Genomic DNA, 13,846 nt, shown 5'->3' on the forward strand with positions numbered 1-13,846 from the left:
CGCGTATCACTGTTTTTGATCGAGCTGCTTTAACATGGCCTCCACTGCAACTTCAAGTTGACGATCCTTATTCTTGGCGACATCTTCTGGCGATTTGTAGACCAAGATGTCAGGGACAATTTCTTGGTTTTCAAACCAATTGCCGTTGTCATCTTTGAAGCCCAACTGCGGCACACCATAGTTGATCCGAGACTCTTGCAGGCTTGGCCAAATTACCGCCGTCCCCGTCCCTGGTACGCGCTCGCCGACTAACATTCCTAGTCCCTCACGCTTATAGAAGAATGGCGTGATCGAACCATCAGAGTAGCTGTTCGCATCGGCAATCATAATGCTTGGTTTTGCCCAGCGTCTTTCTGGGAATGACGTCAATTTATACCCATCACGAGTTTCAATCGAGCTGTGACGTACACCAGAAAGCACCTCCATCAATTGACTAGTCAGGTTGCCGCCCATATTAAAGCGCACATCCACAACCACCGCTTCCTTGTCGCGATACTTGCCAAACAGATCATTCTGCATTCGCTCAAAGCTATCTGGCCCCATTTCAGCTAAGTGGACATAGCCAAGTCGACCATTCGACAGTTTTTCCGTCAGCGCTTGACGCTCCTCAACCCACGCATCATAAGCCAGTTGCCCTTCTTGCCAAACGCTAATTGGAACAAGCTTAAAGTCTTGAGCTGATTCATCACCCGGCTTCAATACATTGAGTTTGGTGACTCGCCCCTGCTTAAAGTTGAGGTGGGAGTAAATGTCTTGATTTGGCGCAATCTCTACCCCATCTACAGAGTAAATAATACTGCCCGCTTTGATTGGAGACTGGTAGGTATCCGCAGGACCGCCTGCCAATACCGCTTTTACTCGCACGCCTTTGCCTCGGTAATTGTGATCATAAAACAGACCGAGCGAAGACGGCTCTTCCCAAGTACTTAGCGAATCATCAAACTGGGAGCCCGTATGAGAGGCGTTCAATTCACCGGCAAGCTCGCTCAGTAGCTCAGCAAAATCAATGTAGTTGTGAATACCCGGAAGCTGCTGTTTGTACAACTCACCATATTTATCCCAATCAACGCCGTGCATGTTCGGGTCGTAGAACTTCACTTTGGTCAACTGCCACACATGGTCAAACATGGCGCCAACTTCGGCTGAAAAGTCGTAATTGGCCTGTGCTGCGTAGTCAATGTATTCGCTCTCGGCTGTCACAACATTGAGCTTCTCGATACCTTGATCACCAATGATCACCAAAGTTTCATCATCGGGTGCCATGGCAGCAGCGCGAACGTCGTAGTAACTGCGAGTGAACAGAGGTGTGCGCTCTCCGGTTGTTAGATCAATCTCAAAGATTTCCGCATTATCTCCTTCAGCACTGATGACCACCATATACTGATTGTTTGCCGATAAATGAGTGAACATCGGTGACGTCGAGTAAGCGGTGACGCGCTCAGTTCGATATTTCAGTCCCTTCTCTTCAATGACGGTCGGCTCAGGTGGCGAGTTTTCAGCATCACTCTCTTGGTTTGCCGCAATCTCTTCATCAAGCCAACGCTGTTCATCGGTCTTATTGGCATTAAATTGCGCTTGCTGGTTTAAGTAAGTGATGTAGATATCTTGCTGCTGGGCGAAGCCATCAATGCCATAAGTAGAATTGGCGTTGCTCAACCAATACACCGCTTGGCCATCTTGGGAGAATTTCGGGCGATTTTGGGTAAACCCGCTCTTAGTGATATTGATTGGCGCTTCACTGCCATCGGCTTTGATCAGAACAACGTCACTGTCTAACTCAGAGTTGTTGCGCGTCGCCACATATTCACTATCTGGGGACCAGTTGTAAGACAAATCCCCATCCATGTAGGAATAGAGCGCTTGATTGTCCAACAATGTATACGTTGCATCTTGCTCAAGATCGTACACTTTCAGCGTATTGCGATCTTCTCGATACAACACGCGCTTACCGTTCGGTGAATAGAGCGGCTGGAACTCATCGACAGGTTTATCAGACAACTGCTCTTCGACAATATCATACGATGTCGAGAAGCTTTTCCCCGTGTCATTCACATAACTTTGGAATACATCCCAGTTACCGTTTCGCTCCGACGCATACATGATGGAGTAGCCGTCGTTTGAAAATGAGATGTCTCTCTCTGCCGCTGGTGTGTCGGTAATTCGTTTCGTCATGCCAGATAATAGCGACACAACGTACACATCCCCACGGGCAACAATCGCCACTTCAGGCGCGTATGGTGAGACCGCGATTTCCGTCGCTTCATGATTCAAAGTCACAAAGCGTCGTCCCTGATTTAGCGAGGTTTGACGGATAAACACATCAACAGGTTTTGCGTCTTCCTGCTCTGCTTTTTTAAGCCAAATTTGGCCGTTATAACCGTAGGCGAGATCACCGCTTAAACTCGCACTGAGGAAACGAACTGGTAAGGTGTCATGGTTGGTGATTTGCTCTGGCTCAGCGACATCCTCCATGCGCTTTTTCCACACATTGAATGACCCAGAACGTTCAGACAAATAGTAAAAGCTTGAGTCATCACTCGCCCAAACGGCATTTCTGTCTTCGCCGCGAAACGAAGTGAGTTTACGATGCTGCTTCGTTTGCGTGTCGTAACGCCAAATGTCACGAGTAGCGTCGGAAACTGCTCGCTTTCGCCACTCTTGCTCAAATGAAGGCTCATCAGTGTAGAGATATGCGGTGCCATCCGGCTTCATTGACAACGCACTCACTGGATTTGATAACAGCAGCTTCTCGCGTCCACCTTCGCTTGATACGGAGTACAAGCGCTTGCTGCTATTGCCCATAAAGCCATTATTTAGCGTTGCGTCACTGTCGCCAAGTCGTCTTGAACTGAACAACACCTCTGAACCATCAGAGCTAAAAGCGTATGGCACGTCGGCGCTTGAGTGATAGGTCAACCTTTTCGCTTGTCCACCAGTAACGGGCACGATGAACACATCACCAGAACCAAACCGTTTTGATTGAAACGCAATCGACTGACCATCAGGAGACCAAACCGGGTGATCGCTATACACATCACTCCCGGTCAATGGCGTCGCTTCTCCCCCATTCGAGCTGATAAGCCATATCTGCCCAGCATAGGTAAACGCGATCTTTTCGCCGTCTGGAGACATCGCAATATCTCTTAACCATTTAGGGCTCGTATTTTGAATGTCTGATGCAGTGGCAACATTGGGTAATGCAAGTAACAAAGAGAGCGCAAGCAGGCCCTTTCTACGACTGAAGCGTAACATAATGTTCCTTTATTGTTATTTTTAAAAGATAATTACTTATCGTATTACGATAAATTTTTAATGACAACGATTAATTGAAAAATCGCATGGATTAATTAATACAAATAAGCCCTCTTAATGTACGACATAAGTCAAAAGAGTGCATATCTGAGCACCTTGAGAAGCCCGTCTCAATTAGAGCATTCGTTCTGTAACGCTATGTAAGGTATCCGTACAAAAACATATAAAACGTATAGAATTCTTCCTTATAAAAACGTCGGTGGCTCTATGAAAAGAATAATTGTTGTGTGTATTGCAGTGGCGGTGTTGGGTAGCATGGCTAACTCATCAACCACGACGAACAAAAAGATACTCCACTTAAAGCATGATGGTGAAGTTTACGTCTTCGATCGCGAGGAGTACGCGATGCTTCAATGTCAGTATGTTCTGGATGAAAAAACCTGTAACGAGCTTGAAGCTTATTATGCTGAAATGGAACCGACGCCGGAGCAATAAGTAATAAACGCAAGGCTTAATGCGTTTACTCTCCTCCAGCTAAACGTTTTTCATAATTTGGAAAACAAAAACTAGCGTTCTATTTTTCGCTGCTTTACCCCCAATAACTGTCCGTATTTGTGGGGCACGTACTTGGTTATACTCAGCCCGAAATTAAACAAAAAGCTCTGGATTTACGATTCAGCTCGCTTACAGGAATGAATATGACGAACTACGTAGTGTGCGCACTGTACAAATTTGTGCGACTTGAAGATTATGTTGACCTTCGCCCCGCTCTAAAAACGTTAATGGATGAAAACGACATCCGTGGGACGTTACTTTTAGCAAATGAGGGCATCAATGGCACTGTGGCCTCCACTCGAGAGGGGATCGACGCTCTGCTTGCTTGGTTTAAGCAAGATCCTCGCTTGGCGGATATTGTTTACAAAGAATCATTTGAAGCCAATCAGCCGTTCAATCGCAGCAAAGTAAAGCTGAAAAAAGAAATTGTGACGTTAGGTGTCGAAGGTATTGATCCTCGCCATGTGGTTGGCACGTACGTAAAACCAAGCGAATGGAACGACTTGATCTCCGACCCTGAGGTATTTGTTGTCGATACGCGCAACGACTACGAAATTGAGATTGGCACATTCAAGCATGCCGTAAACCCAAAAACAGACACCTTCCGAGAGTTCCCTGACTACGTTGCTCAAAACATGGACCCAGCAAAACACAAAAAAGTGGCGATGTTCTGTACGGGCGGCATCCGCTGTGAGAAGTCCACGGCCTATATGAAAGAGCAAGGCTTTGAAGAGGTTTATCATCTTGAAGGTGGGATACTCAAATACCTTGAGGAAGTGCCAGAAGAAGAGAGCTTGTGGGAGGGGGATTGTTACGTCTTTGACGGACGGGTCGCTGTAGACCACAAACTAGAGAAAAGTGGTTACGAGATGTGCAACGCATGTCGCTTACCGATAACGCTAGAAGACATGGCCTCTGAAGCCTACGAAAAAGGCGTCAGCTGCCCGAAATGTGTCGATAAACACACTGATGAACAAAAAGCACGTTTTCGCGAGCGCGAGCGCCAAGTTCAGTTAGCGAAAGCACGCGGCGAAGTGCATGTTGGTGGCGAAGCGGATCAAGTGATCGCTCAAAGACGCAAAGAGAAACTTGAGCGCAAAGCCGCACAACGTAAATCGAAATAAAGTTGTACCCAAACAACATCACTATTTAGCGTAAAAGGGAGCCTCGCTCCCTTAATTTCCTTCTGAAAACCTCATTATCCAATGCGCTCCCCCTCCCACAGATACCTTATCGTTATAAATAACAATTATTCACTGAAAATTTATTTTTAAACAATACTTTAACAATTCATTTTTTCCAGTTATGGTTGAGCGATGTTTAACCCGTCGTGAGATAACATTATGGAAATATTGATCCGTCCTACGCTTGTCAATGATGCTGCAGCAATTTGTGACATTTACTCGCAACCGAGCGCTCAAAGAGAGACGCTGCAACTGCCAAAACCATCGGTTGCCATGTGGACCCAACGACTGGAAAACATCCCCGCTGGCGTATACAGCTTTGTTGCTGAAGTTGATGGAAAAGTGGTAGGAAACATTGGTTTTGAGCACAATCAACGCCCTAGAATTAGCCACTGTGCCACTTTTGGTCTGGGGGTTCACGATGAGTATCAAGGCATTGGGGTTGGCAGTAAACTTATCGAAACGGTACTCGACCTTGCCGACAACTGGTTACAAGTAAAGCGAATCCAAATTGAAGTCAACACAGACAATGAAAAAGCGATTGCCTGCTATAAGAAGTTTGGCTTTGAGATAGAAGGAGAAGCAAAAGCACGCTCATTCCGCGATGGAGAGTACATCGACACTTACTACATGGCACGTTTACGCTTTTAAATACAAAACACCAACCTAGACGATAACGGTTTAGGTTGGTTCTATACTACTCAAAAAGCTGAGTGCCCGCTCAGTTAAACGTTCAGTATAAGCATTAATCTTCCAGTGGTTGGGGCTCCACCCTTTTACAAATCGTTGAAAATCTGCCCAAGCGACCATAAACATAGGTCGAAGCTTTTGTTCTACATCCTCAGCGTCCAGATCAGGGCGATATTGACTTAACGCACCCCTAAGCAGCGTGAAGTATTCGTCCAAAATCCATTCTTCCATCGCCTCACACTCTTCCGGCGGTACCGCGCTGCTCATAAAAAGGGCGATATCTTTCATGGCGCAACCGTTACCAACGTATTGAAAGTCAACGGCAGCCGCTCGCTCGCCGCTTGGTTCAAAACAGAAATTGGCCAACTTTCCATCGCCGTGGACGAGCGTCGAATAAGGGGCAAGCTTTAGTGTCCGATCAATCTTCTCAGCCGCATGTTTCAACCGAAGATCGCTCAGGGCGGCGAACTCATCTGGTCGAGTGTCTAGATGCCAATATGTTCCTGTAGGCCATAATCCGTCAGCTCTGCTCGACATGTGTTGGGCATGAAAATGAGCGAACCACCGCAGCGCAGCACGCAAATGGGTCTTGGAGGCTTCCTGAATCACTTGGGAAAAGCCGATCTGGCTAAGATCTTCCATCACCAAAAGGAGCTCATTATCTCCCTGCTCTACCAATAAGGTTTGAGGCACCGTGGCATAGCCTTCGCATCGGCCAGCGACGTGTTGGTAGAAGTTCATTTCGACTTGATAGGAGTACAACTTGCGTTTGTGGGAAAGCTCGGTGTTCCAACCTCTGGGGTGATGTTCAGGCTTGGGTAGCGTGATGTGTTTGACTACAACACTGGTCGAGCCAATCCATAACCGAACCAACTCGCCATAACCACCCCATAGTGATTGCAACGCATCGACACGATGAAGAGTGTTAAAACCTAGCTGTTTAACAATCGCCTGATAGCGGACTTTTTCCATCATGCTTTTAAATGCGCCCATTCAGGGTGGCGATCTAAATAGTGCACCACGTAACTGCAGACAGGCACAATCTTCACATCCAATTCTTCTAATTTGGGCAGTACCGCTTCCATCATCACCTTGCCATACCCTTTCCCTTGCAAAGCATCAGGCACGCGTGTTGAGGTAATATGGTACACCCCATCCTCAATTTTGAATTTAACGGTCGCATAGTGTTCAGACTCTAAATGCACGCGAAACTGGCCTAATTCAGGCTCGAAAAGTACGGAATGCTGCATAGTAAACTCCTAAATTGATACATAGCTCAAAAAAATCATTACATTGATGTTTGAACAAACGCTCAAGCATAAATAGAATTTATACCAGTCTGAGCATTTAGACGTGGAATGATAATAACCTGCGGCAAACATAGCACGCAGAGCTAATGGAGGCTAGATGAGTACTCAGGCGGTGGCAATGAAGGAACAGTCTTCAAGTCCTTATAACAAACAGAGGAATGTCGTCACAGTCAATAGTGTCGATGCCCTAGCCATGGTTGAACATGGTGGCGAACTTACCATGAGTATCACGACTCCTGTCGGCCGCACTTTTCGCTGTAAAACGGCGTTTATTGGCACTCACTCAGACAGCATGATTCTTGCCGAACTTCCGAAAGTTTCCGATGAAGATTTGAATTTCTACTTTCAAGAAGGTTTTTGGACCACAGTGCGCGCTATTTCTCCCCGAGGGGAAGGCGCCATTATTCATTTTAGAAGCCAACTCCAGCATATCCTTAAAGAGCCGATGCCATTGGTAATGATGTCTGTACCAAAAGACATGCAGGTATCGCAGCTACGTAAAGAGCCACGCTTTGATGTAAACCTTGAAGCCAAAGCCAGTACTGAAAATAGAAAGATGGATTGCGAAATCCGTGATTTATCGAAAAGTGGTTGTCGATTCTTCGCGCCGCCTTTGAGTCGGCCTTTCCAAGTCGGTGACGAGATTGAGCTTATCGTTCAGGTACGAAACGGCAAGCAGATTCAGTTCGAGCCTCTATTTGGTACTGTGTGTAACTTGCAACGCTCAATGCACTACGCCAGATATGGCGTCCAGTTCAATGAAATGGGCAGAAACAACGCCAAGACGCTACTTAGCCATCTAAAGTTCGATGGCACCAAGCTCGCGTTACGAACCTAGCAAACGAAAAATCCCCGCACGATGCGGGGATTTTTGTTTTTAAGCCTGTCTGACCTTCGAACCTGTCTAACCAATGAAGGAAATGTAGCCCTGTAAAATAATCAAGTTAACGATGTCGATAAAAAACGCCCCGACAATAGGCACAACCATAAACGCCTGTGGGGAAGGCCCAAATTTGTTCACTAAAGATCCCATGTTCATCACTGCCGTCGGAGTGGCTCCTAAACCAAAACCACAATGCCCACCAGCAATGACCGCAGCATCATAGTTTGCACCCATAACTTTGAACGTCACGAAGTAAGCAAAAATACCCAACACGAGTGACTGAACGGCCAAAATCACCAAGAATGGTACCGCCAGATCGAAAATATTCCACAGCTTTAAGCTCATTAACGCCATTGCTAAAAACAATGACAAAGAGACCGTACCTAAAATATCAACCGTCTCTGCATCCACCTTGTGGACTTTCGTCACCTCAAGCAAATTGGTAATGAACACACCAATAAACAATGCATAGACAAAGTCAGGGATCATCAGCCAACTGATATTATAACTGCTTACCCACTGCTCTAGATATTTCGCGCCAGTGACACAGATAAGCAGGATAAACAGCACTTCAATCACTTTTTTGGCGGTGACTTTATCTTCCTCGTACTCGTTATAGGTCACGAGCTCAGGGAATCTTTCGTGGGTTTGAGTACCACGACCATACTCGGACTCAATCCCATTTTTATCGATAAGCTTTTGAGCCACCGGACTGCCGATGATGCCGCCGATAATCAGACCAAAAGTCGCGGAAGCCATGGCAATTTCAAGCGTGTTGCTGATGCCGTAGTTTTCTGAAAACGTCTGCGACCACGCCGCACCGGTCCCATGTCCACCTGATAGAGTGATAGAGCCGGCAATGAGCCCCATTAAAGGATCAAGCCCTAACGCGGTGGCCAACGACACGCCAACACCATTTTGAATAATGATGTAAAAAGATGCGACCGCCAAAAAGACAAAGACCTTTGCGCCACCTTTCATCAGCTGAGTGTAGTTTGCAGCAAGACCAACGGTGCTAAAGAACATCAACATAAAGGTGTTCTGCAGCGGAAGTGAAAACTGAAGATCGACCCCGTTAAAATGCAAAAAAGTGATGACAACAGCCACAATTAAGCCACCTACGATCGGCTCTGGGATGTTGAACTTTTTCAATACGGGTAGTTTGGAATTAACAAAATGACCTAAGAATAGAACGCTGATGGCGATTAAGAAAGATTCTAGTGGTCCAATTGAAATTATCTGATTCATATAACCTCTTCATTGTGTGTCACCCATCTTCCTTAACGAGTTAAGAGCCCTTTGGCTCAACGTTTAAGTTCTGAGTCGTCGCCTCCCGGCGGCTGACCTAAACGCGATTAATCACATTTCTCTATTGAAAAAAATCCTCTAAACAGTGGGATACCCACTCTATTTCAACAGTAAAAACCCTACAAAAATCGGTAGAGTTGCGAAAGAAAGCCGCCATTATTAATAAAAATGGAGCAATTTGTCGAGTATTGACTCCAAAAACGTGCCTAGGCTAGATGTAAAGTGTGAAGAAAAACGACGCTAATGAGCTGTTATTTGGGGAGTTTCAGGCAAAAAAATAGCCAATCGCAAAAAGGGCGATTGGCTTATATATAGTGTGAACAAATGTTATTCACTAACAACGTCAGTTGGCTAGGTGACCCTCGGCTTAAAAAGGGTCGATTTAATTAATGCAGAATGCGTGCCAACTTTAAAACCGCGATATTTGATGATCCAGCCGCATTTTTGGCTAATTTTTGATTATCAAAATGCAATATGAAAATTGCAAAATGCAAACCTTTGCAAATTAATATTAAACTAGATTCTTATAAATAGTTCTATCAGTTTATTTTTTCATACTTTTTTTTATCCAGAATCGATATACTCCGTGCACCTAAATTTATTTACTGAGTAGCATGAACTATTTTTCGACATTTCTAAAAGGCATGGCGATGGGTGCAGCTGATGTTGTACCTGGAGTATCGGGTGGTACTATCGCGTTCATCACTGGCATTTACGACACTTTGCTAGAAAGCATCCGTCGCATTAACCCAAAAGTATTGGGAATTTGGAAACGTGATGGATTTAAAGCCGCATTTGACCATATCAATGGCTTTTTCCTGATCGCCTTGTTTGGTGGTGTCCTTACCAGCATTGCCACATTAGCGAAGCTGATTTCATGGCTATTGGTAGAACACCCTGTACCAATCTGGTCTTTTTTCTTTGGCCTGATTTTGGTGTCAGTGTTCCATATCTTAAAGCAAATTGAGCAGCGCTCCGCTAGCCGATTTGTCTTTTTGTTACTGGGTGTGGCGTTCGCCTACAGCATTACCGTACTGCAACCGCTACAAATGGACCCGACTAGCGTAAACATCGTTATTGCGGGAGCAATCGCGATTTGCGCCATGATTCTTCCGGGCATTTCAGGCAGCTTTATCCTACTTTTGATAGGCATGTACACGCCTGTCCTTGGCGCTGTAAAATCCTTCGATGTAGCTGTCATTGCACTATTTATGAGTGGCTGTGTGCTTGGCTTACTGAGCTTCTCCCACGTTCTCTCTTGGCTACTAAAGCGCTTCCGTGATTTTACTCTTGTCTTTTTGACTGGCCTGATGATCGGTACGCTACCTAAGATTTGGCCTTGGAAAGAAACGCTCACATGGCGTACAAACTCTAAAGGCGAGCAAGTGCCATTGATTCAACAAAACCTGTCACCATTTGACTTCGAATCGGTGACATCTCAGCCTGCGCAGCTAGGTATTGCGATTGTCATGATGATCTGTGCAATTGCCTTAGTTTTAGGTTTAGAAAAATTCGCGGAGAATCGAGACATCTAATTGTCACGAAATGGAAAAAAGGCGACTCGAAAGTCGCCTTTTTTGATCGGATATTGTTGAGCTGGTTACGCAGCAACAGATTGATAGTTCCCGAGCAGCGCTTCATAAAACTCGCTGTCATTAAGTACCCCCACTAACTCTCCATCTTCTATCAACAGGATTGGTTGACCACTGCGCTGTTTCAGTTCAATCGCTTCGCGCATGCCAATGTCTGGACTGGTCACAATCACCGTCGAGCTATCCACTTCCTCAATTTGGCTGCTATTTAAATCCCAATGCAGGAGCTTTAACGACTCATCAGTTTTGATCAAACTGAGCTTTTGCTGATTTTGCTCGACCCAAATCGGCTGAGAGGTGCACACTTGCAACTGGGTATCTTGGCTGTTCAGTTCACTGACTGGCTGCATGAGCGAGCGACCTTTTAAGACATTTAATGGATTGGTGTGAGCAACGAAATCGCGCACATAATCATTTTTAGGCGTCAGAATGATCTCTTCTGGTTTTCCATGTTGAATCAAACGACCAGATTCCATAATCGCGATGTTATTGCCGATTTTTAACGCTTCGTCGAGATCATGACTAACGAACAAAATCGTCTTGTTGAGCTTCTCTTGCAGTACCAATAACTCATCTTGAAGTTGAGCTCGTATCAATGGGTCTAACGCAGAGAAAGGCTCGTCCATCAGCAAGATGTCGGTGTCCATAGCAAACGCACGGGCGAGCCCAACTCGTTGCTGCATTCCGCCTGAAAGCTCATGGGGGTATTTCTCCTCCCATTCTGCCAGATCAACCATCTCCAGTTGCTCGCGCGCTTTTTTACGGCGCTCAGCTTTTCCCATACCTTGGAGCTCAAGGCCAAACGCGACGTTGTCGAGAACCGTCAGCCAAGGCATTAGGGCAAATTTTTGAAACACCATAGACACTCGATGCGTGCGAAGGTGGCGCAGCGTCTCTTCGTCACAATTTGCCAAATCGACCGCTTGCTCTCCATCTTTGATTTCTAGGTGACCGCGTGAGATTGGGTTCAGACCATTCACCGCGCGAAGTAAACTCGACTTCCCCGAACCAGACAGCCCCATCAGGACACAGATTTCCCCTTCTTTGACGGTCAATGAAACCTTGTCCACACCAACAACTTGCCCTGTCTGGTCAATGATCTCTTGGCGAGTGTGGCCTTGGTCCAATTGCTGTAATGCCAGTTGTGGTTTATCACCAAAAACAACATCAAGATCGGTAATTGTGATTGCATCCATTGTTATGCTTCCTTTTGATTCGGTGATTTACACAAGCGATCCAAGATGATCGCAACCAGTACAATCGCAAGACCCGCTTCAAAGCCCTGTGAGATGTTCACAGTATTGAGTGCGCGAACCACTGGCTTGCCGAGCCCATCCGCCCCAACTAATGCTGCAATCACAACCATAGACAACGACAACATGATGCACTGAGTCACCCCAGCCATAATGGACGGCATTGCAGCGGGCAATTCCACTTTGAAAAGAAGCTTCATTCTAGTCGCACCGAATGCTTTACCCGCTTCCACCAGTTCCTCCGGTACTTTTGTAATACCAAGATACGTCAGTCGAATCGGCGCAGCGATAGCAAAAATGATGGTTGAAATTAACCCTGGGACAATACCCAATCCAAACAAAACAAGCGTTGGAATTAAATAGACAAACGTTGGCACCGTCTGCATTAGATCTAGAATGGGTCGCAATAGGGTATAGAGCCAAGGACGGTGCGCCGCCATAATGCCAAGTGGCACGCCAACCAACACCGAAATCGTCGTCGCTGCGAAGACTAAAACGAAGGTTTCAAGCATCTCTTCCCAGTACCCAAGATTTAGAATGGTCAACAGCGCTGCCACAATAAATAGGACTAACGGAATACTTCGGTGGAGATACCAAGCGATCGCTGCGGTCATCAAGATTGGCATTGCCGGTGGCATCCATTTAAAACCATCTACAACAAAAAGAATGATGGTTTCGAGGAAGATAGAAATCGCATCAAACAAGCCAGCAGCATTGTCCGTCAACCAATCAACACCGGCTTCCATCCATTGACCCAGCGGGATTTTGTTGTCAGTAATAAAATTCACATTACAACCTTTGTGTTATTTGTGTTTGCTGAAAGGGTCGGTGGGCAATACCCACCGAGCTGGCTTACGCCTTAGAACCAATGTAATTTTGAACCTGTAATACCGCGTCTTTGCCATCTAGCGTCTTCACGCCCTCTAGCCAATTTTTCACTTGCTCAGGGTTGGCTTGCAGCCACTGTTGTGCCGCTTTCGAAGGCTTGACGTTCTGGTTCAAAATGGCTTCCATCAATTGGTTTTCCATTTCTAAGCTAAACTCAAGGTTCTTAAGTAGCTGACCAACGTTTTGACACTCATTTAGGTAATTAGCACGGACATTGGTGTAGACGTTAGCACCACCATAATTTGGACCAAAGAAGTCGTCACCGCCTGCTAGGTACTCCATCTCAACATTGCTGTTCATTGGGTGCGGAGCCCAACCTAAATAGACAATCCACTGGTTACGGCGTACTGCACGGGATACCTGTGAAACCATGCCCGCCTCACTCGACTCCACTAAGTTAAAGTCCTTTAGACCAAAAGCATTGCTGTCAATCATCGATTGAATCAGGCGGTTGCCATCGTTCCCAGGTTCAATGCCATAAATGCGGTCGCGAAACTTATCGGCGTGAGTGGCAAGATCAGCAAAGCTCTTTACGCCAGCGTCGTACACATATTTCGGCACAGCTAACGTGTACTTCGCCCCCTCTAAGTTGGCACGCACGGTTTCAACCGTTCCCGCTTCACGGTATTTAGCGATATCTCCCTCCATGGTTGGCATCCAGTTGCCAAGGAAGATATCGATATCACCGTTCGCCATTGACGAGTATGTTACCGGCACAGAGAGCAAATCCGTTTTGGTTTTGTAGCCCAAACCTTTCAGCAGCTCTGAGGTGACTGCCGTTGTCGCCGTAATGTCCGTCCAGCCCACATCGGCAAAACGAACCGTTTCACACTGATTCGCGTAGGCATTCATAGCCATAGTACTTAGAGCGAGTGTTGAGAGTGTTTTTGTCATCATAGACATAGTGTTTTCCTTGTAATGATTACTGACT

The 13,846-nt window shown here is 46.1% G+C and carries 12 protein-coding genes; 5 read left to right on the plus strand and 7 right to left on the minus strand.

Annotated features, from left to right (window positions below):
- Nucleotides 1-6: 6 nt before the first annotated feature.
- Entirely contained in the window at nucleotides 7-3,252 is a 3,246-nt protein-coding gene (locus ACUALS_RS20155; protein ID WP_454449517.1) for a S41 family peptidase, read from the minus strand.
- Between the two features lie 267 nt (nucleotides 3,253-3,519).
- Between ACUALS_RS20155 and ACUALS_RS20160 the strand changes: the two genes are divergently transcribed.
- The 3 genes from ACUALS_RS20160 (at nucleotide 3,520) to ACUALS_RS20170 (ending at nucleotide 5,642) form a co-directional block, all read left to right on the plus strand.
- Nucleotides 3,520-3,747, plus strand: coding sequence for a hypothetical protein (locus ACUALS_RS20160; RefSeq protein WP_454449518.1), 228 nt, complete (start codon nucleotides 3,520-3,522; stop codon nucleotides 3,745-3,747).
- Between the two features lie 203 nt (nucleotides 3,748-3,950).
- Complete coding sequence (trhO, locus tag ACUALS_RS20165) at nucleotides 3,951-4,931, plus strand: oxygen-dependent tRNA uridine(34) hydroxylase TrhO (RefSeq protein WP_331400119.1); 981 nt, start codon at nucleotides 3,951-3,953, stop codon at nucleotides 4,929-4,931.
- A 219-nt stretch (nucleotides 4,932-5,150) separates the two neighbouring features.
- Nucleotides 5,151-5,642 (plus strand): GNAT family N-acetyltransferase, encoded by a 492-nt coding sequence (locus ACUALS_RS20170; protein WP_005469774.1) that lies wholly within the window; start codon nucleotides 5,151-5,153, stop codon nucleotides 5,640-5,642.
- 30 nt (nucleotides 5,643-5,672) lie between these two features.
- Here ACUALS_RS20170 and ACUALS_RS20175 read toward each other — a convergent pair whose 3' ends face one another.
- Both ACUALS_RS20175 and ACUALS_RS20180 read right to left on the minus strand, forming a co-directional pair.
- Nucleotides 5,673-6,656 (minus strand): phosphotransferase, encoded by a 984-nt coding sequence (locus ACUALS_RS20175; protein WP_454449519.1) that lies wholly within the window; start codon nucleotides 6,654-6,656, stop codon nucleotides 5,673-5,675.
- Nucleotides 6,653-6,931, minus strand: coding sequence for a GNAT family N-acetyltransferase (locus tag ACUALS_RS20180; protein ID WP_038134861.1), 279 nt, complete (start codon nucleotides 6,929-6,931; stop codon nucleotides 6,653-6,655). The genes ACUALS_RS20175 and ACUALS_RS20180 overlap by 4 nt, the downstream gene beginning before the upstream one ends.
- A gap of 157 nt (nucleotides 6,932-7,088) precedes the next feature.
- On the opposite strand from ACUALS_RS20180, the gene ACUALS_RS20185 reads away from it, so the two are divergent.
- Nucleotides 7,089-7,829, plus strand: a complete 741-nt coding sequence (locus ACUALS_RS20185; RefSeq protein WP_005469575.1) for a flagellar brake protein — start codon at nucleotides 7,089-7,091, stop codon at nucleotides 7,827-7,829.
- Nucleotides 7,830-7,895: 66 nt separating this feature from the next.
- On the opposite strand, the gene gltS is transcribed toward ACUALS_RS20185, so the two are convergent.
- Nucleotides 7,896-9,122: a sodium/glutamate symporter gene (gene gltS, locus ACUALS_RS20190; protein WP_454449520.1), complete on the minus strand. Its 1,227-nt coding sequence runs from the start codon at nucleotides 9,120-9,122 to the stop codon at nucleotides 7,896-7,898.
- 674 nt (nucleotides 9,123-9,796) lie between these two features.
- On the opposite strand from gltS, the gene ACUALS_RS20195 reads away from it, so the two are divergent.
- On the plus strand, nucleotides 9,797-10,717 hold the full coding sequence (locus tag ACUALS_RS20195) for a DUF368 domain-containing protein (protein ID WP_454449521.1): 921 nt from the start codon (nucleotides 9,797-9,799) through the stop codon (nucleotides 10,715-10,717).
- A 65-nt stretch (nucleotides 10,718-10,782) separates the two neighbouring features.
- On the opposite strand, the gene choV is transcribed toward ACUALS_RS20195, so the two are convergent.
- From choV to ACUALS_RS20210, 3 genes are all read right to left on the minus strand, one after another.
- Entirely contained in the window at nucleotides 10,783-11,970 is a 1,188-nt protein-coding gene (gene choV, locus ACUALS_RS20200) for a choline ABC transporter ATP-binding protein (RefSeq protein WP_454449522.1), read from the minus strand.
- Between the two features lie 2 nt (nucleotides 11,971-11,972).
- Nucleotides 11,973-12,815, minus strand: a complete 843-nt coding sequence (gene choW, locus ACUALS_RS20205) for a choline ABC transporter permease subunit (protein WP_005469675.1) — start codon at nucleotides 12,813-12,815, stop codon at nucleotides 11,973-11,975.
- Nucleotides 12,816-12,879: 64 nt separating this feature from the next.
- A complete protein-coding gene (locus tag ACUALS_RS20210; protein ID WP_454449523.1) occupies nucleotides 12,880-13,818 on the minus strand; it encodes a choline ABC transporter substrate-binding protein in 939 nt (312 codons plus the stop codon).
- Nucleotides 13,819-13,846 lie beyond the last annotated feature (28 nt).

This window comes from Vibrio sp. NH-7, from assembly GCF_053643215.1.

Bases quoted from the DNA above. Each gene is read 5' to 3' on its own strand.
- ACUALS_RS20155 (WP_454449517.1), bottom strand. From the start codon at position 3,252: ATGTTACGCTTCAGTCGTAGAAAGGGCCTGCTTGCGCTCTCTTTGTTA.
- ACUALS_RS20160 (WP_454449518.1), top strand. From the start codon at position 3,520: ATGAAAAGAATAATTGTTGTGTGTATTGCAGTGGCGGTGTTGGGTAGC.
- trhO (WP_331400119.1), top strand. From the start codon at position 3,951: ATGACGAACTACGTAGTGTGCGCACTGTACAAATTTGTGCGACTTGAA.
- ACUALS_RS20170 (WP_005469774.1), top strand. From the start codon at position 5,151: ATGGAAATATTGATCCGTCCTACGCTTGTCAATGATGCTGCAGCAATT.
- ACUALS_RS20175 (WP_454449519.1), bottom strand. From the start codon at position 6,656: ATGATGGAAAAAGTCCGCTATCAGGCGATTGTTAAACAGCTAGGTTTT.
- ACUALS_RS20180 (WP_038134861.1), bottom strand. From the start codon at position 6,931: ATGCAGCATTCCGTACTTTTCGAGCCTGAATTAGGCCAGTTTCGCGTG.
- ACUALS_RS20185 (WP_005469575.1), top strand. From the start codon at position 7,089: ATGAGTACTCAGGCGGTGGCAATGAAGGAACAGTCTTCAAGTCCTTAT.
- gltS (WP_454449520.1), bottom strand. From the start codon at position 9,122: ATGAATCAGATAATTTCAATTGGACCACTAGAATCTTTCTTAATCGCC.
- ACUALS_RS20195 (WP_454449521.1), top strand. From the start codon at position 9,797: ATGAACTATTTTTCGACATTTCTAAAAGGCATGGCGATGGGTGCAGCT.
- choV (WP_454449522.1), bottom strand. From the start codon at position 11,970: ATGGATGCAATCACAATTACCGATCTTGATGTTGTTTTTGGTGATAAA.
- ACUALS_RS20210 (WP_454449523.1), bottom strand. From the start codon at position 13,818: ATGTCTATGATGACAAAAACACTCTCAACACTCGCTCTAAGTACTATG.